A 16503-nucleotide genomic window follows, 5' to 3' on the forward strand; every position below is an offset into this window, starting at 1 on the left:
GGTTTTCCTGGTCTGAGAATGAACGTCACCCTGCCAAACGCGATAGCGGATAGCTCTGAGTGACGGGATAACGGCCTAGTTCAGATGGGTGTGGCGAAGCGCTTTTTCGAGATGCTCCCGGCGCTGGGCTTCAGTCACCATCCGGTTCCAGCCCTTAAGCCGTGCCCCTTGGTTGACCGCAGAGCGGGCGGCGGTATGGGCCAGTTTGAGCAAGGCTTGGTCACGCATGAGGTCAGCTAGGGCAAACTTGGGAACCCCGGCCTGCTTGTGCCCTAGGACGTCACCTGCCCCTCTCAGTTTCAGGTCGGCTTCGGCAATGGTGAAGCCGTCTTGGTGCTGAACCAGAACTTGCAGCCGTTCGGCACTGGCAGCGGTTTCCGCGCCATCCACCAGGATGCAATAGGAAGGATGGTCACTCCGCCCCACCCGGCCCCGCAGTTGGTGCAGTTGGGCTAAGCCAAACCGTTCGGCTTGTTCGACTACCATCACCGTGGCGTTGGGCACATCGACCCCGACCTCAATCACGCTGGTGGCGATGAGGATGTCGGTCTGCCCTGTCCTGAACGCTTCTAGCGCCTCGGTCTGGGCCGCTGAACTCATCTGGCCATGGAGCATTCCCACCTGATACTCAGGAAAGGCTCGCTGATAGGTGTCCAGAGCCGTTTCCACGGAGCGCATCTCGCTGTTGTCGGTGTCTTTGACCAGGGGCAGCACCACGTAGGCTTGAAATCCCTGGGCCAGTTGACTGTCAAGCAGGCGATGGATCTGGTGCGATTGGTCTTGGGTTAGGACTTGCGTGACGATGGGCAGGCGACCGGGGGGCAACTCGTCAATCAGGCTCACGTCCATATCCTGATGCATCGCCAGGGCCAGGGTGCGGGGGATGGGTGTGGCGGTCAGGCTCAGCAGGTGCGGATTGGGGCCTTTTTTGAGCAGGGCGTTGCGTTGCTTGACGCCAAACCGATGCTGTTCATCAATCACCACTAGGCCCAGGTCGGCATACTGGACGGCTGTGCTACTCAGGGCATGGGTACCCACCATCAGGTGGATGCGGCCTAGCCACAACTCACTCAACAGGATGCGTCGTTCCTTGGTCGAGGTGTGGCCTGTCAGCAAAGCCGTTTTGAGGCCCAAGGGTTCTAGCCACGCCTTGACCTTGGCATAATGCTGCTGAGCCAGGGTTTCGGTGGGCACCATCAGCGCCGCCTGGTGTCCCTGCTCAATCACCGCCAGACATGCCGCTACCGCCACCACGGTCTTACCGGAACCGACATCGCCCTGCACCAGACGGTTCATCGGGAAGGTTTGGGTCAAGTCATCAAGGATTTGGCTCAAGGTGCACCGTTGCGCTCCGGTCAGGGCAAAGGGCAGGTTGGCTTTGAACCGCTCCACAAGAGAGCGCGATAGGTTTTGAGGCTTGACCCGCTGCGGCACTTGGCCCCGACGCAGCAGCAATGCCATCTGGAGGTAGAAGAACTCGTCAAAGACCAGCCGACGGCGGGCCGCTTCGAGCTGCCCATCGTCAGGCGGAAAGTGGATGTGAGCCAGCGCTTCGGACAGTTCCATCAGGTGGTGTCGCTGCCGAAACTTGGCCGGGATGGGGTCGTGAAGGGGTGTGCGCTGGAGTGCCTCTCGGATGCGGCCTTGTAGAGTCTGCATGTCCAGTCCTTTGCTGAGACGGTAGACCGGGTTCAGCACTCGCTTGGGAATGGTTGATATCGACTTGGGCCGGATGGGCACCACATCGCCCTTGATAGTCAGACCACCGACATAGCTATCGTGGTGGACGGGGCCTGTGACCGTCACTAACTGGCCCTGGGCATAGGTTTGGCCCTGCTGCTGTCGCCACTGGGCTGAGGTGTAGGGCAGACGGGCTTTGTGGAACTGGGTGCAGACCAGGCGATGGCGACCTGTCTTGTCACGGATGACCCACGTCTGCACGATGAGCTGGCCACCCTTGGCGTCTTTGATACTGTGGCGAACCACCCGACCCATCGTTATGACGGTCTCTCCGGGCTGGAGGTCGGCGAGCTTCCGGCGGTGAATCACCTGGTGCTGCTTGGGGTAGTGGTGCAGCAGGTCAAGATCCGTGGTCAGGCCCAGTTTGGCCAGGGCTGCGTCGGGGGTGGGCGTTTTGCGTTGGGTTTGCGTTGAGGTCATGGCGTGGGGGGATACGGTTCTCCCCCTCAACGCGATAGCGAGGAACCTAGCCTTGCGGTGGCCCTTCACCCTCGGTCTGAGCCTCGGCCTTGGCTTCAGCCTTGGGTTTGTGGGCTTGGATCTCGCTATAGGGCACCCGATACGTCCAGCCCTCAATGTCGAGCCAGCGGGTGATGGTCACAGACTTGGGGTTGACGCGCACCACCTCATACCAGCGCCCAATGAACCGAATGAAGTCGCCCTTAGCCATGTCATCTGGGGTCAGGACTCCCGCAGAGTCCAGTTCCTGGCTCCAATGGGCAATGGCGGCCTCGGCGTCTTGTAGGTTGAGCAGGTAGGTTGGGTGGTCAGGGAACTGAGCCAAATCCCGCTCAGCCTGTCGTTTCTTGGCTTCGGCGTCCCGCAGGCGATTCCCCAGATAGGCTTTGGACTGTCGCTTTTGTACCTGAGCTTGGCTGCCAGCCGCCTTTTCGCTCAGTCGGGTCGCCGCACGGTCGGCCTGAACCGATTGGCCCATCGCTCGGTGAGACCGCTCCAGGGCACGACGGTGATGGGTCTCGCTATGGTGGCCCACGAGAACAGGTTGGCCGGGTTCGATGCCTGCCACAGCGGCATGGGAGCGATGATAGGCCTGGTCTCGCTGTTGGCGCTTAGTCTGTGCCCGCTGGCTATAGCGCTCAGCGCGTTCGGCTGACCGTTCATCTTTGAGCGCCACTTGTGCTTCGAGGGTTGCTTCGCCCTGTTCTTCGATGCCCTCAGCAATGTCGATGGTTGGATCGTCCCAAAAGCTGAACGTATTGCGGCCTGAATACCGGGTTCTTCCACCCAGGTCATACAGCAGGGCTCGGAACGGATCTAGGCGACCTGATACCAGCCAGACGGGACGGGGCGGCTTATGGGCTCGCTTAGGTGTGGTCATGGATTCCGTAACGGTGAGGCCATGCTGGTGGAGCAGGGCTTGGGCCTGCTTTAGGGTCATGGTTGCATCGGTTGGATCGTCCTGAGTGTCTTGGGGGGTTGGAAGGGGGGGATTGGATTCGGTCATCGGTGTGTAAAGTGCGTCCCAGATGACCCGCGATAGCGGCGTAGGGTAGACCCCTGGCCTAGATCACCTTGGCAATGGAATCGACCTGAAAGCCATCGCCAAACTCAAGCTGAATCTGGCGAGCAATCCAGGCATCATCGAGGCCATCCTGTTCAGCAATCCTCACCATGCGTTCGAGGTATTCAGCCTGTTGCATTGGCGTTGGTTCAGACCCAAACACCGCGCCCTGGCTCCACCAGGCCGGGGGATAGATGCGGTACATTGCCTTGAACTTGACTACGGCCAACCCCGGTTTATGGCCACGACGGTAGGCTAGGGCGAGCTGGCGTCGGTAGTAGGCTTGCTGCTTTAACTCCTCGGGGCTGAGGTGTTCTGTGGCCCATTCATGGGGAATCGGCTCTAGCACCTTCGGTTGGTGGGGTGCTTCCGGTTTGAGCTTAAAGCTGCACTCCGGGCAGGTGTGATGAAAGACCGTCACCATCGCTCGACATTGGGGACAGGGCACGAGTTTGACTTCGGTTTTGGGGTCTGGGGGCTTGTCTAGGCTCAGGTCTAACTCGTCCTCGATGCGGCCAAAGCGCTTCAGGTTGCCTGTCCCGAAGTCGATGATGATGCAGTCGGTCTTGCCCGTTTCAGGACTGATCCGCAAGCCCCGCCCTATCATCTGAATCACCAGGGCGCGACTCATACTGGGTCGCCTCAGCACCACGCATTCTATCGAGCGACAGTCATAGCCTTCGGTGAGGGTACCGACATTGACGACCACTTGGATACGACCCGATTCATGGTCTCGGTAGATTTGCTTGCGCTTGCGGGTGGGCACCGAGCCATCCAGATGGGCCGCTGGGATGCCCGCCTCATTGAAGGTCTCGGCAATGGCCTTCGAGTCAGCGATGCCTGTGGCAAAGACAATCCCTTTGCGATGGCCTGCCAGCTTTTGATATTCCCGCACCAGCTTCTGGTTGAGCGGTTTCTGGTTGACGGCCTGCTGAAGTTGTCGAGCATCGAAGTCTCCGGTACGGCTAGAAATCGTCACCTTACTCAAGTCGAGGTCGTCGTAGCCAAAGTAGCGAGGCGGCACCAGCTTACCCCTCCGAATCAGTTGAGCCGGAGATGGCCCCTGCACCAGAGCGGTGTAGTGGTCAGCCAAGTATGACTGGCCCAGGCGGAAGGGGGTGGCGGTGAGGCCAATCACGATGCCCGTGGGGTTCGCTTGAATCAGGGCTTGGACGACCTTAAAAAAGGTGGTGCTGTGGGCCTCATCAATCAGGCACAGTCGCCAGGGCGGAACGGTATGATTCTGGCTGGCTAAGCTCTGCACCTGGGCAATTTGAGCGGGCGCACTCAGGTCGGGGGTGATGCCTGACTTAATCCTTCCGGTACGTAGCCCAAACACCTGACTAAACGTGCGGTAGGCTTGGTCAATTAAGGGGTCACGGTGGGCCAGAAACAAGGTCGGGTTGCCCTTACCGACGGCTCCAGCGGCCAGGTTGCCCGCCACAAAGGTTTTCCCGCCCCCCGTCGGCAGGTAGGCCAGAATCCGACGGTGCCCCGCTCGGATGGCCTCTCGAAGGTCGTCACAGAGTTGGGCTTGGTAGTCATAGAGCGTCATGGGCGGTCTTGACCTTGTGTCTGACGGTACGAATCAGGGTCTTGAGTTCAGGATGGGCGACGGAATCATCGGTCTGAGCGGCTTGGGCGTAGGGATTGGAATGGGCGATGCCGTAGTAGTAGTCCACGGTCTTGCGAATGGAAGCTTCGCTACGGCTCGGTTGTCGGAAGCCACGATTGGCATCAGCCCAGATTAAGTCCGCCTCTAGGGCATCTAAGGGAGGAGAGCAGCGGGCGCAGTAGTCTCTAAATAGCGCTTCAGGAGCCGGATAGTAGCGGGCATTTTCGCGCTCTAAAAACCCGGCGGTGCCCACTAAGTTGCAGGCCAGTTTATACCCCGAGAGATGCCGAAATCCTTCCGGCACGCCCTGACGAATCAGCGCCGCATCATCTTGGGTCAGACATTCAATCAGGGGGGTACTGTCGCGGCGATGGGCGTGATGGACTCTCGAGACAGGACGTAGTCGATAGCTTGAACCTGTACTGGTTGCTCTGGCTTGGGCTGGCCGGGGCGCTTCCAGCAGGGCCGCATTGGGGTCAACCGCTTCTCCCGCACTGGCTTTCAGACGCAGCTTGAACCATTGCCGCCACCGGGCATCGTCGAGACCGTAGGGAAACAAGCCCGTGCTATCCAGTTTGGCCTCGAAGTCCATGGCGCTGTACGACTCACCAAAGGTAGACATGACCTTAATCATCTTGGGCCTAGACAGTTCGCCATCAACCACGCTTCGTCTGAGCATTCCCGGTAGGCGCATCGCCCGTCCCAGGTTACAGATCTGGGGGTCAGCGTTTTGGACAATGCACAGCTTTCGGTTCAGCCGAATCCAGTCCTCCGGTTCCAGGTCATGGCTGATTCTGAAATAAACATGGAGCGACTTGTTGCCGCTAAATAGGGCCGCCGCAGGTTTGACCTTCAAGGTGCGGCACAACCGACGCAGTCGTGCTTTTTGCTCCTTAAAGCTAGCATCGTCAATCTCATAGAACAGACAGCGACACCGTTTCACGTCGAGGTTGCTGATGCCCGCCTGGGGTTGGTTGGGATAGAACGACACCGTTGCGCCTTGCTGTGACCATCGGTAGACCCATTTCCACCCGTCTTGATAGACCGGGCCGTCAGGCACCCAGCGCGTCCGGTTGCGACGTTTGCCTTTGGGCCGACACCGCCTCAACTTGAATCCGAGGTGGGTGATCGTGCCTTGCAAGACTCTGTGCTTAGGAATTCGCTGGCCTTTGCGGAGATAGCACTCCCAGTCTGGGGCCAGGTCTAGGGGTAAGTCCCAGCTGAGCTTCAGCCAGATGCGTTGACCCCGTTCAAAACCAATGCGTTTCAAGAACTGAACCGTTGAGCGGCGCAGGTCGCCTAGGGTCAGGGGTGGGCTGGGCTGGGGATGACAAACCATGGGTTCATGAACTCCTGAGGGTCACAGTGCCGCCCCTGGGGGCGATAGCTCATCGCTCCATCTGACGATGGCGTCGCTTCTGCCGCTGCGGTTTCCGTGTCCGGTCTTCAGCGTCCTGGGCTGGGTGCGGCTGGGCTTCACGTAGGTTTAGGGCTGGGTCAACGTCTACGGGCTTCGGATCCTGAGCTTTAGGTTGAGGCACAGGTTCACGTTCAGGTTTGCCCTGGGCCTGGGCTTCAGGTTCGGATTCAGGTTGACCGTGATCCTCATCCTGAACTTGGGCTAGCTCTGGCTCAACCTGTACAGATTCCTGCCCCCGCTGCCGTTGCTCCCACCAAGCCATCACGGCGGCGCTGTCCTGGGGTGACTCAATCCCTCGAAACTGGTGAAGACCATTCAGGGTGTAGGCACGACCGAGCTGAGAAGCACTGAAATAGAGTCCTTTGAAGTGATAGGTCAAGCCAACCGTGGTCTCGTTGATGGGTTTAAGACTCAGCTCAACCCCAGCTTCTTCTAGATGATCCATAAACTCGTCCAGGCTATCGACTTGGCCTGAGAGGTCGTCAATCAAATCCTGAAGTTCAGGCTTAACGGCAGGTTGGCCTGTCTCTCGTTCATGGCGAATCATGCCGACGGTGGGCGGTTTTCGTTCCGTCTGCCAGCTTGAGAGGGTTGGGGTCAGGCCATACTCGACTTCCAGTTCTCGGGCCGCCGTTTCCGCTTTGTAATGATCCCAGCTATCGGGCACCCGCTTCCCTCGATTCAGATCCAACCGACCCGCCACAATATGAATGTGATCATGGTCAGCATCGGTATGGCGCACCACCAGATAGGGGCACAGGCCGTACTGCATTTTGGCTAGGTAATCCTGAGCAATCTGATGCCACAGGGCATCTGAAAGCCGTTCGGGTGGGGCAACCGCTAGAGAGGCATGGTAGGTGGTAAGCCTGAGGCGCTTCGACGCGGCACAGCTAAAGCGAATCTCAGCCGCAATGGCGTGGGGGTCATCGGGACAGGCCAAGGTGCTACCAATCACCTCGGCCCCTGGCTTACCGAGAACGTACTGGACGATACCGAGGGGGTCGTGGCGTTTGCTGTGCTTAACCAACATCGTCTTGGCCTAGAAACCGTTCATGTTCGATTTCGAGCCTCAGTTCTCGCTCCAACGTCAGCGGCTCTAGGTCGGCCTGGGGGTCAAGATCTAGGTCAACGTCGTTCAGTTCCAAGATCAGGCGGTGAAGGGCATTAAGTTGGTCTGCTAGGGATGCTACGGGCAGGCCCATCGCCTTGAGGTCAATTCCTTGAAGGCGAGCCTGGGCTTCCATGCGATTGAGGAGTGTCTTCATCGCTAAGACCGCACCATAGATCCGCTCTGACCCGCGTTCGGCAATCCGAACGGTGTTGAGACAGCTCTCAATCACCGAACTCGGATCCGTCTCTCTGCGTTCGGCCTCTGCCATCACCCTGGCGTAGGTGGGTTCTGGAAGCCTAATTCTGAGTTGATGAGTACTAGACATCGCTACGCTGTCGGTTCACGTTACTCGAATCTTGGCAAATGGGCTCAAGAGGCTGACTCTGTCTGAAGTGAGATTTTGAGACGGCCTGCGCCGCACAAAAAAAAGGCTTAACCTGCCTGCTGGCAAGCTAAGCCCCTTCGGTGGGAGCGATTCGTAGAGCGTTCAGTCCAAGCGATTAGTCGTCGAGGTCGTCGTCGTCCAGGTCGTCCTCCGATTCGCTGGCCTCAGCCGCTTCCTCGTCGTCCAGGTCGTCCTCCGATTCGTCATCGTCTAGCGTGGTGAAGTCGTCGTCGTCCTCATCGCTCAGGTCATCATCCGCTTCCAGCGAGTCGGTTGCACCCATGGCTTGGGTGACGGCTTCAGCAAGAGCGGCCTGGTCGCGCCGAGCGTTGTTACGAGACTGCACGCTCTCCAGGTTCTTCGCCGCCAGTTCCTTCAAGCAGGCATTCACCTCCTTGCTAAAGTGGGGCGCGAGGTAGAAGCTGGCAATCTCCGTCATCGCCTCACCGATAGCGTCGAGGGTATCGGCAGCGGCAGTGACCGGGTTGCCGCCAATCATCTGGTCAAAGGCGCTCTTGTTCCAGGTGCCCCAGTCCAGGTTGGCCTGCTTGTTTTTCGACAGGTAGGCTTGGGACTGGAGTTGCTGGCCCAGCAGTTCCCGCAGAGCGTAATAGGCTTGCACCAGCACCACTCGCTTACCGCCTAGGGCAGCAAAGCCTTGCTTTTTGCAGTAGGCCTTCACCCGGTCTTTAGGCGAGGCCGTAGCGGTACGGGCACTCCGTGTTGTCGTTTTCGTTGGCATAGGGTTCCAAGGGTTAAGGACAGATTGAGCCTAGACCCACGCCCCTGACCGGGTTCAAGCCCCCGTCAGGTCACGCTCTGGGTCTAGGGTGGAGCAACACTCCACACCTCCAAACCCCGATAGGGGTTCTATTTCATTCAAGTTGAATGAGATTACCCTCAGATTCGGCTCATCCAGGTCGAGGCGGAGTGCCGTCATGCACGACTCAAGCGAACCTCTGTACGATGTGACAGTTGACCCAAACGAACCTTGTTCTGCTCCATCGAGTCTGGGCCGAGTCGAAGCGGATCATCACCAACAGCATCACCTCGACTAGGGCCAGGGCCAAAGCACCCTCTTGCCGCCACCTGGTCTTGGCCATAGTCAGCGTTAGCACCAGACCTATGACGCTAACCCATGGCCTAGAGGGTCATCACCACCGACTCAACCCAGACCCGATGAGCGACATTGTCAGTCCCACCCTCCCTGAGTCAGCCCCTCGCTTCACCCAGTACGTTCTCAGCCTGTCCCAGGATGGCCCCTAGCGGTTCGAGAGCGTTCCTAGCCTGCCCCTAGGGGGTCGGGATTGTCCCTAACGGGTTCCTATGCAGTACTTATCGGTACGGAATGGATCTCGAATGGAATTTTCATGTCTTGGGGCACCCTTGGGGTGGGGGTGTCACAGGAACGCATTGCTTGCCTAGAAAATGGCTTGCAGGGTTTTGACCCCTACCCCCATGGCGAAAATGGCCTGATTTGGGCCTGATTTGGGCCTAGCACTGAGGTTGACCTGCCTCACCTTGGCCTCACTTTGGCCTCGTTTTGGCCTCACTTTGAGGCAGATTTTGGCTTGAAAAGGGCCTTTGAAAATCGTTTCATCTCAGAAGCGCATCGAAGGGTACGTTGGCGGAACCGTACTGTCCCGACCCGACTCAGGTCTGACCCACTCAGTCCCGCATCGGTACGCTTAGGGCCATCCACGGTTCAGTCACAGAACGTGAGGTGCAAGCTGGGGGCCATCTAGGGTCAGGGTGGGGGCTAAGGGAGTACCAGGTTGGGCCTGACGGTGCGCTGACAGGTCGGGCTTAGGTTGGGCTTCACTCAAGGTTGGGTTTAGGTTGGGGTCAGCGTCCGTGATGACTTGAACATGACGGTCGAGGATGGAGTCTGTTGAAGTCAAGGTGCTCTGTCCGGGAATGCGATGGGGCCAAGGTGAGGTCACTAAGGGGTATGTGCCAGTTGGGGTGCGGTGGGTGGGGAAAAGACCCCGGCCCATACCCCTCAAGGTACGGGCCAGAAATCGTTAGGCAGAGCGAAGGGCTTCGGTGATTTGCTGCATCAATGAGAGTTCAGCCGCATCAAAGACCAGGCCCAGGGTGGGGAGCCGATAATCATTCAGAACGTCCACCGCCGGAGCCAACTCAGGATGCTCGACCTCAACCCGCTTTGCCCATACGTTGAACGGACAGTCATAGACCAGATCCAGCAACGCCTCCTGCCAGCGCTGGTGCCATGCATCGGGCCAATCGCGCATGACCTGGGCCAGGGCGTCTGCCGCACCACGGGTCAGCACGATAGCCGAGACCGTGGGCGGACATCCATGCAGGCTGGGCCGCTTGACCCTGGCAATATCCAGGTTTCCGTAGGGTTTGAATTCCATGCCAGTTCACACGATTCATCCCCCTGGCCCAACGAACGTTGGCGTCAGTCGCATCCGTCCAGGCTCAGGTGGGTGGAGCTTGGGTGCGGTGGGTGGGCTTAACAGGCACTCTGCCCAACCCCAGGGGGCTAAGCAGAGTCCGTTACGCTAGTCGATGGCGTCGAGAATGTCGTCCACCGACAGGTTGGCCGCTTCGATGAGCGTTGACAGTTGGTCTACCAAACGCTCGAACTGTGGATTGGTTGTCTCACGTCCGTCAAACTGTTTCAGTTGTTCGATGAGATTGACCACGATGTAACCCTTGAATGCATCACCCCGGCCCAGCGCAAGCGGTTGATACCACGCTGGGCTTGGGGGACGGTGGGTGGGCTAAGGCCAAAGGCCAACCCAACTCCCGTTTAGGGTCTGGGTCAGCCTTCGGCCTTAGTAGCCGCGTTGGGCTTGGCGAGCCCGTCGCAATTCCTGCATCTTGTCGTAGGCATCGGCCACGTCCTGAGCGTTGCTGAATCCGTAGTAGGTCTTCAGGTTCGCTCGGATGTCGGCCAAGGGGAGGTCGCCATAGTCGGCATGGAACTGGGCCCTAAAGGCTGTCCAATCAAACGTGGCTCCGTCCATCTCGAACTGGGCTTTGGAGCGCAGTTCATTCCCCACTCGGTCACGCAGCACCGCAAGCTCACGCAGACGCAGCTTCTCATCATAGGGAAGTAGACTGGCAAGCAGGCTGGGCTTCGTCGCTTGGCGAGTTTTAGTTTGGGTTGCCATGGTTGAATTACCTCTGATTTGAATGTCCATTCACCTAACACCAGCACGAGCTGGCCTTGGGTCAATGAGTCAGGTCAACTCACCCGACACCAGCCCACGCTGGCTCTTCCGCAGCGGTGGGTGGGCGTGGCCAAAAATCAGCCCAACGACCCGTAAGAGCCGTTGGGCTGAGGTTCGTGACTAGTCGATGAACTCCTCGTCGAGGTCGTCGTCAACGGCATCGTCTAGCTCATCGCTGGCCGCAGGTTCCTGGGCCGTCGGGCTCCCGTAACCGCTGGCTCGACGCTTGCGGCTCCGCATCTGGCCAAACCGTTCCAAGATCTGCACCTGGGTCTTGAGGCCAAAGGTGGTCGCCAAAAGTTGACGCAGCTCAGCCTCGTCAAAGTCTTTCAGCTCGTCTTTGGCCTGCTCCCGTAGACTAGACCAGTCGGGCTCTAGACCTGCGGCGCGTTGGTCACGTCCGGTCGCATCCACCACCAGGTCAACCGCCAGATTAAAGAGCATCAACGCACTCTTCTCAGCAAAGGGTTTGACCTTAGTCAGCGCATGTTGGTAGAACCGCTTCGGTAGGGTATTGGTGAACGTCATGGGTCTCTGTCCCTCTTGACTAACATCAACTCATCCAACACCAGCCATTGGCTGGCCTTCGGTGAAATTCGAGTCAATTTCAACTCACCTAACACCAGCCCTTGGCTGGCATCAAGTGAATGAGCCCACTCCTCTCAAGTCAGCGCTAGCGGATCTTAAGGTCGAATTGAGGCAGCCGTTGAGATAATGCACACCGTCTTGTCTCAGCTTTTTGTACTCTCGACTGGGGTATTGGGGTCTGGCTTGCCAGATTTTCTCGCATGTTCTCAGAGGGGTTGATTGGGGATAGTCACCGTCATCTTTGAGGCTCTGGGTTCAAGAGAATAGAAAATGTTGACCCTTCTCCGAGACGGCTATTCACCTCAATGTGGCCTCGGTGGGCCTGCACAATTTGTTGCACGATAGCCAACCCTAACCCTAGCCCGCCAGAGGCTTTACTGCGTTTTGGATCAACTCGGTAAAACCGTTCAAAAATCATGGGTAATGAGGCTTCAGAAATACCGATTCCAGTATCTTTAACCTCAATGATGATTTGAGATTCTTTCTGCCAGAGCCGCAGTTGAATATGTCCCCCAGCAGGTGTGTATCGGCAGGCATTGCTGAGGAGGTTTGTGATGGCCTGACGGAGTAAATTGGTGTCGGCATTGACCAGAACTGCGGTATCGGGGCTCTGCGATGAAAAGTGGAGGTTGTGGGCTTGGGCTTCGCTCTGAAAATCCTCCGCAATCTGAGCCACCAGGTCGGTTAAATTGACAGGCTTCAACGCCTCTGGAGCCAGTAGTCCTTCATGGCGGGCTAAAAACAGCAGTTCGTTAACCAAGGTGCCCATCGTTTTGGTTAGGCTCACAATGTTCTCTAGGCGCGGACGAACATCATGGATTTGAATCTCATCCAGTTCACAATGCTCGACTTCAAAGTCTTCTAGCGCCATCAATCCGACCTGGGCATTGCTCAGAATGGCAGCGAGGGGGGCACGGAGTTCGTGGGAGGCGTTGGCAGTAAACCGCTGAAGTTGATGACAGGCCGTTTCGAGTCGATGGTTGGTGAGTTTCAGGTGGTCTTCACGGTTGGCGAGTTCTCGCTCTAGCTGATGGAAAAGGTGCATGGCAAAAAAGGCGGCTAGGGTGCCCATCACTGCCAGCAAACACAACACCAGCCAAGCCCCTTGCTGATAGCGATCTCGGTGTTGAATGCGCTGGGTGAGCAAGGTATCTTCGACCATCATGAAGTGGTCGATGGCATCACGGGTGGCATCCATGGTGTCTTTGCCTTCCTCCAACCAGGCGTAGAGTTCGGCGGCGGGAACGAGGGTATCGGGTTCGGCAGGGAGTTGCTGAAGGTCTTGATTGAGGGTCAATTTTTGCTCAAAAATTCTCACATTGTCATTCACCAGTTGTCGGATTTCCTGCACCCGTTCCACTTGGGCGGCGTTGTCGCTGACTAAACTTTCAAGACGGTCTAGGGAAGTCGGAATTTCGAGTTGTGCCCAGCGGTAGGGTTCTAGAAATTCCTCCCGCTGAGTCAGACCATAGCCGCGCACACCCGTTTCAGCCTCCACCAGGGCGTTGGCAAGATATTTCGTTTCCAGCCGCACGGTTTGGGTGTGCTGAATCCAAATTTCATCCTCGGCTAAGCTGGCCTTGAGCCACGCAAAGGACGATAGCGCCGTGAACATACAGGTGACGGGAATGGCAATGATGACCGCACCCCGCCACCGAATCGGCAGGGCTTGCCAAGGTTGAGAGAGGTGGTGGGCCAGGTTTGCCATCGGTCAAAGCTCAGGAGGGTCGAGGCGATACCCGACACCATAGACCGTTTCAATCCAGGTGTCGGCGTCTAACGGGCGCAACCGCTGGCGCAGGCGTTTGACGCGGGCCGTAACGGCGTTGCTCTCCGGTTCAGAGCCCCATTCCCACAGGGCTTGCTCGATTTGGTCGTGGCTGAGCACCTGGCGAGGATGGCGCAGCAGATATTCCAGCAGTTGAAAGTCGCGGCTGGAGAGTTTGAAGCGATGACTGCCCCGCTCGACCTGCATGGTGTCGAGGTACAGCACCAAGTCGGCCCCTTGCAAAACATCCCCGCACCAGAGGGGCGACCGTCGCCGCAGGGCGCGAACGCGGGCCAAGAGTTCTTCCAAATCAACAGGTTTGACTAAATAGTCATCGGCCCCGGCATCGAGACCCATGACCTTATCTGCCGTGGTGTCTTTGGCCGTCAGCATCAAAACGGGGGCGGTTTTGCCCGCCTGACGGTAATGCTGGCACAGGGAAATTCCCTCCTCTCCGGGCAGCATCCAGTCCAAAATCAGCAGGTCGTAGTCTTTTTCGCCCAACAGCCAGCGGGCGGTGCCGCCATCTTCAACGGCGTCAACCACATGGCCAGCATGGGTCAACGCCGCTTGAAGGGGCTCGCATTGGGCGGGGTCGTCTTCAACTAGCAGGATACGCATGGACTAACGCTTCAACTGAGAGGAAGAACAAACTAGGGGGTGGGGCGAACGGTGAAGGCGTCGAATTCGCCATCGTCAAATTCTCCCGTAACGGTAACGCGATCTCCCGCCGAAACGTAGCTGGCGGTGTTGTCGCCATAGACATCCCAGGTATCGACCCGCAGGGTGCGGTCGCCTGTATTAAGCTGAAAGCCATCTTCCCACACCCGTTCAACGGTGCCGTTGTAGGTCGTCGAGGATTGGCGAGAGCTAACTGTCATATCGTCCGCAGGGCGGTTGGTGGCGGCTGGGGCAGGTGCGCCAGCAGCGGCACCCGTGATGGTGAAAGCATCAAACTCGCGCCCTTCAAACTCCCCGGTGATGGTTAACTCATCGCCCACCGAGACATACCGGGCGGTGTTATCACCGTAGACATCCCAGGTATCCACCCGCAGGGTGCGTTCCCCCGTGTTCAGGCGAAAGCCATCTTCCCACACCCGTTCAACAATGCCCGTGTGCGTGGATTGGGCATAGCTAAGGTTGGGTAATACCAGGGCCACGCCCAGTCCGCTCGCTACCAGGACACCCATCACAAGGCGATTCAGCATGATTACTCTCCAGGCTTTAATTTAGGAATGCCCGTAGTCTATCGACCAACCATGACGCAAAAATGACAGGCTCACCAGCAGAGAAGAATCCGTATGCTGCGCAACTCCCCATCTAGGCCACCGCAAAAACTAGACGTCTAGGGGTAACTGGGGTAGTGCTGAGTTGGCCCATGATTTACCTGCACTAGGCCGTGGGTAAGAAGACTAAAGCGACGGGCACATGACTCTTTTGGCTCACGCTTCTTCTCGCCTCAACCCGATTGAGAAAATTTTCAAATCGATGACGTCAAAGCAACGGCATTCACAGATTAATAGGGTAGCCAACACAGCTACCCTATTAAGTTCAGGGGGATATCTTCCAGATTTGATATTAGATTTAGTCTGCAGCAGCCCCACATGATTTGTAAGTGCTTGTAGTGGCGTAGCCCTTGATGAAGCTAGCCTTTGCTCTTACGAAAGACCTAAAACTGCTGTAGATCAGTCATGGTAATAGTATTGGCATCGATATTCAACAGCAAAGCTACACGGTTGCCGTTAGCAGAAATGAGAGTATCATTCCCCCGCTGCTGCAATGTTAACTGATTAAATGACAAGCCGCCGGAAAGATACAGTTCATCTACTCCATCCTGAAAGTCTCGGATGATGTCATTGCCACGTGGTTGTAAAACAAATTCATCGCGGCCTGCACCGCCAATGAGAATATCACGACCAGGGCCACCAATTAATGTGTCATGACCATTGCCACCCCGCAAGGTGTCGTTTCCAGCTCCCCCGAAGAGATCATCATTTCCAGATCCACCTAGCAAAATATCGTTCCCGGCTCCACCAAAGAGGTCATCGTTTCCATTGTCACCTCGCAGGGTATCGTTCCCGCCCTCTCCAAAAAGATCATCATCTCCAGCCCCGCCTATCAAAACATCATTTCCAAATCCACCCAATAGGTCATCATCTCCACCTAACCCATACAGTCGATCATTTCCTCGACCACCTCGAAGATCATCGGAGCCATTAGTGCCAAGGATCGTGGTGATTCGGTTAGGGTTCATAACAACATTGATGCTATCTCCACGGGTGCTTGTGTGATTACTCCTGTTACCTTGTCGAGTGATGGAGGAAGCATCAAACTCCCTATCATCAAATTCGCCTAAAACCGTTAACCTATCGCCAATCGATACGAAGTTTCGAGTTGAGTCACCATAGAGATCCCAGCTATCCACTCGTAGAATTTGGCTACCTAAATTTAAAGAAAAGCCATCTTCCCATACGTTAGAAACAGTACCGTTAAAGGAGGTACTTCTTGACGCAAGACTTCTATTACTCATTGCCTTCTTTCCATAACTTTGACATTTTTTGAAACGCGCACTACGAAAATAACAACCCAGGCCAACCATTGATCCAAAGTTCGTTAACTCCTACTTTTCTTATCTGCAAAAGGAGTTGAAATGAGCTTTAGAGTCTTAGGCGAGTTGCTATTCGATTAGAATTCCTAGACAATGCCCCGCATAGCCATAGTTTTAGATAGATTATCAGCCACTAGGGCAGCCTTCGCGATAGGATTCATCATCACTCGTCTCTATGTAGTACCTCAAGAACATCCGTAGGCTATCAATCAACCATGACGCAAACATGACAGGGGCATTAGCAGAGAGAGATAGGCAATCTCTGCAACCTCCCATCCAGATTGCGTAGACACCCAAGCGTTTAGGATGGACTGGGTTGGACAATCGTTTGCTGACGCTAGACCTTGAGGTTAAGGGCCTACCTCTTTTCGCATGGCTAGGCGGCTGGAAGGTAGTCGATACTCGCTGTTAGCAAGGTATTCCGTAAAGCCTACTAGCCTTGAACCCTGCACTGGTTTAGCCGTGAGATATCAGAGGACGACGGCTCGGGCTAGGGAGACGCGCTGGCCTTGAGGAGCGCTCCCGGCCCACGTCAAGGCTTGC

Annotated in this window: 17 protein-coding genes; 1 reads left to right on the forward strand and 16 read right to left on the reverse strand. The window is 56.8% G+C overall.

Annotated elements, in window-relative coordinates:
* Positions 1-75: 75 nt before the first annotated feature.
* From recG to GFS31_RS19560, 7 genes are all read right to left on the reverse strand, one after another.
* Entirely contained in the window at positions 76-2160 is a 2085-nt protein-coding gene (recG, locus tag GFS31_RS19530; protein WP_198808347.1) for an ATP-dependent DNA helicase RecG, read from the reverse strand.
* A gap of 46 nt (positions 2161-2206) precedes the next feature.
* Positions 2207-3139 (reverse strand): DUF3560 domain-containing protein, encoded by a 933-nt coding sequence (locus tag GFS31_RS19535; RefSeq protein ID WP_198808348.1) that lies wholly within the window; start codon positions 3137-3139, stop codon positions 2207-2209.
* A gap of 124 nt (positions 3140-3263) precedes the next feature.
* On the reverse strand, positions 3264-4817 hold the full coding sequence (locus GFS31_RS19540; protein WP_198808349.1) for a DEAD/DEAH box helicase family protein: 1554 nt from the start codon (positions 4815-4817) through the stop codon (positions 3264-3266).
* The gene (locus GFS31_RS19545; RefSeq protein WP_198808350.1) at positions 4804-6216 is read right to left on the reverse strand and encodes a hypothetical protein; all 1413 of its coding nucleotides are present in this window, start codon (positions 6214-6216) and stop codon (positions 4804-4806) included. Before GFS31_RS19545 ends, GFS31_RS19540 begins: the two co-directional genes overlap by 14 nt.
* Before the next feature lie 49 nt (positions 6217-6265).
* Entirely contained in the window at positions 6266-7327 is a 1062-nt protein-coding gene (locus GFS31_RS19550; RefSeq protein WP_198808351.1) for a relaxase/mobilization nuclease domain-containing protein, read from the reverse strand.
* On the reverse strand, positions 7317-7733 hold the full coding sequence (locus tag GFS31_RS19555; RefSeq protein ID WP_198808352.1) for a hypothetical protein: 417 nt from the start codon (positions 7731-7733) through the stop codon (positions 7317-7319). Before GFS31_RS19555 ends, GFS31_RS19550 begins: the two co-directional genes overlap by 11 nt.
* Positions 7734-7908: 175 nt before the next feature.
* Positions 7909-8535 carry a hypothetical protein gene (locus tag GFS31_RS19560; protein WP_198808353.1) on the reverse strand — a complete coding sequence of 209 codons (627 nt, stop codon included), beginning with the start codon at positions 8533-8535 and terminating at the stop codon, positions 7909-7911.
* Positions 8536-8918: 383 nt separating this feature from the next.
* On the opposite strand from GFS31_RS19560, the gene GFS31_RS19565 reads away from it, so the two are divergent.
* Positions 8919-9059 carry a hypothetical protein gene (locus tag GFS31_RS19565; protein ID WP_198808354.1) on the forward strand — a complete coding sequence of 47 codons (141 nt, stop codon included), beginning with the start codon at positions 8919-8921 and terminating at the stop codon, positions 9057-9059.
* Between the two features lie 443 nt (positions 9060-9502).
* On the opposite strand, the gene GFS31_RS19570 is transcribed toward GFS31_RS19565, so the two are convergent.
* From GFS31_RS19570 to GFS31_RS21150, 9 genes are all read right to left on the reverse strand, one after another.
* Complete coding sequence (locus tag GFS31_RS19570; RefSeq protein ID WP_198808355.1) at positions 9503-9694, reverse strand: hypothetical protein; 192 nt, start codon at positions 9692-9694, stop codon at positions 9503-9505.
* A gap of 123 nt (positions 9695-9817) precedes the next feature.
* The gene (locus GFS31_RS19575) at positions 9818-10174 is read right to left on the reverse strand and encodes a hypothetical protein (RefSeq protein ID WP_198808356.1); all 357 of its coding nucleotides are present in this window, start codon (positions 10172-10174) and stop codon (positions 9818-9820) included.
* Positions 10175-10321: 147 nt separating this feature from the next.
* Positions 10322-10465, reverse strand: a complete 144-nt coding sequence (locus GFS31_RS19580) for a hypothetical protein (RefSeq protein WP_198808357.1) — start codon at positions 10463-10465, stop codon at positions 10322-10324.
* Positions 10466-10597: 132 nt separating this feature from the next.
* The gene (locus tag GFS31_RS19585; protein ID WP_198808358.1) at positions 10598-10936 is read right to left on the reverse strand and encodes a hypothetical protein; all 339 of its coding nucleotides are present in this window, start codon (positions 10934-10936) and stop codon (positions 10598-10600) included.
* A gap of 180 nt (positions 10937-11116) precedes the next feature.
* A complete protein-coding gene (locus GFS31_RS19590) occupies positions 11117-11524 on the reverse strand; it encodes a hypothetical protein (protein ID WP_198808359.1) in 408 nt (135 codons plus the stop codon).
* Positions 11525-11819: 295 nt separating this feature from the next.
* On the reverse strand, positions 11820-13292 hold the full coding sequence (locus tag GFS31_RS19595; RefSeq protein WP_198808360.1) for a sensor histidine kinase: 1473 nt from the start codon (positions 13290-13292) through the stop codon (positions 11820-11822).
* A gap of 3 nt (positions 13293-13295) precedes the next feature.
* Complete coding sequence (rppA, locus tag GFS31_RS19600) at positions 13296-13973, reverse strand: two-component system response regulator RppA (RefSeq protein ID WP_198808361.1); 678 nt, start codon at positions 13971-13973, stop codon at positions 13296-13298.
* 32 nt (positions 13974-14005) lie between these two features.
* On the reverse strand, positions 14006-14560 hold the full coding sequence (locus GFS31_RS21540; protein ID WP_198808362.1) for a hypothetical protein: 555 nt from the start codon (positions 14558-14560) through the stop codon (positions 14006-14008).
* Positions 14561-15021: 461 nt separating this feature from the next.
* The gene (locus tag GFS31_RS21150; protein ID WP_225907731.1) at positions 15022-15951 is read right to left on the reverse strand and encodes a calcium-binding protein; all 930 of its coding nucleotides are present in this window, start codon (positions 15949-15951) and stop codon (positions 15022-15024) included.
* Positions 15952-16503: the final 552 nt, after the last annotated feature.

Source organism: Leptolyngbya sp. BL0902 (genome assembly GCF_016403105.1).
GTDB lineage: Bacteria > Cyanobacteriota > Cyanobacteriia > Phormidesmidales > Phormidesmidaceae > Nodosilinea.

Bases quoted from the DNA above. Each gene is read 5' to 3' on its own strand.
- GFS31_RS19565 (WP_198808354.1), top strand. From the start codon at position 8,919: ATGACGCTAACCCATGGCCTAGAGGGTCATCACCACCGACTCAACCCA.
- GFS31_RS19560 (WP_198808353.1), bottom strand. From the start codon at position 8,535: ATGCCAACGAAAACGACAACACGGAGTGCCCGTACCGCTACGGCCTCG.
- GFS31_RS19585 (WP_198808358.1), bottom strand. From the start codon at position 10,936: ATGGCAACCCAAACTAAAACTCGCCAAGCGACGAAGCCCAGCCTGCTT.
- GFS31_RS21540 (WP_198808362.1), bottom strand. From the start codon at position 14,560: ATGCTGAATCGCCTTGTGATGGGTGTCCTGGTAGCGAGCGGACTGGGC.
- GFS31_RS19595 (WP_198808360.1), bottom strand. From the start codon at position 13,292: ATGGCAAACCTGGCCCACCACCTCTCTCAACCTTGGCAAGCCCTGCCG.
- GFS31_RS19575 (WP_198808356.1), bottom strand. From the start codon at position 10,174: ATGGAATTCAAACCCTACGGAAACCTGGATATTGCCAGGGTCAAGCGG.
- GFS31_RS19540 (WP_198808349.1), bottom strand. From the start codon at position 4,817: ATGACGCTCTATGACTACCAAGCCCAACTCTGTGACGACCTTCGAGAG.
- GFS31_RS19555 (WP_198808352.1), bottom strand. From the start codon at position 7,733: ATGTCTAGTACTCATCAACTCAGAATTAGGCTTCCAGAACCCACCTAC.
- GFS31_RS19535 (WP_198808348.1), bottom strand. From the start codon at position 3,139: ATGACCCTAAAGCAGGCCCAAGCCCTGCTCCACCAGCATGGCCTCACC.
- GFS31_RS19545 (WP_198808350.1), bottom strand. From the start codon at position 6,216: ATGGTTTGTCATCCCCAGCCCAGCCCACCCCTGACCCTAGGCGACCTG.
- recG (WP_198808347.1), bottom strand. From the start codon at position 2,160: ATGACCTCAACGCAAACCCAACGCAAAACGCCCACCCCCGACGCAGCC.
- GFS31_RS19550 (WP_198808351.1), bottom strand. From the start codon at position 7,327: ATGTTGGTTAAGCACAGCAAACGCCACGACCCCCTCGGTATCGTCCAG.
- rppA (WP_198808361.1), bottom strand. From the start codon at position 13,973: ATGCGTATCCTGCTAGTTGAAGACGACCCCGCCCAATGCGAGCCCCTT.
- GFS31_RS19590 (WP_198808359.1), bottom strand. From the start codon at position 11,524: ATGACGTTCACCAATACCCTACCGAAGCGGTTCTACCAACATGCGCTG.
- GFS31_RS21150 (WP_225907731.1), bottom strand. From the start codon at position 15,951: ATGGTTGGCCTGGGTTGTTATTTTCGTAGTGCGCGTTTCAAAAAATGT.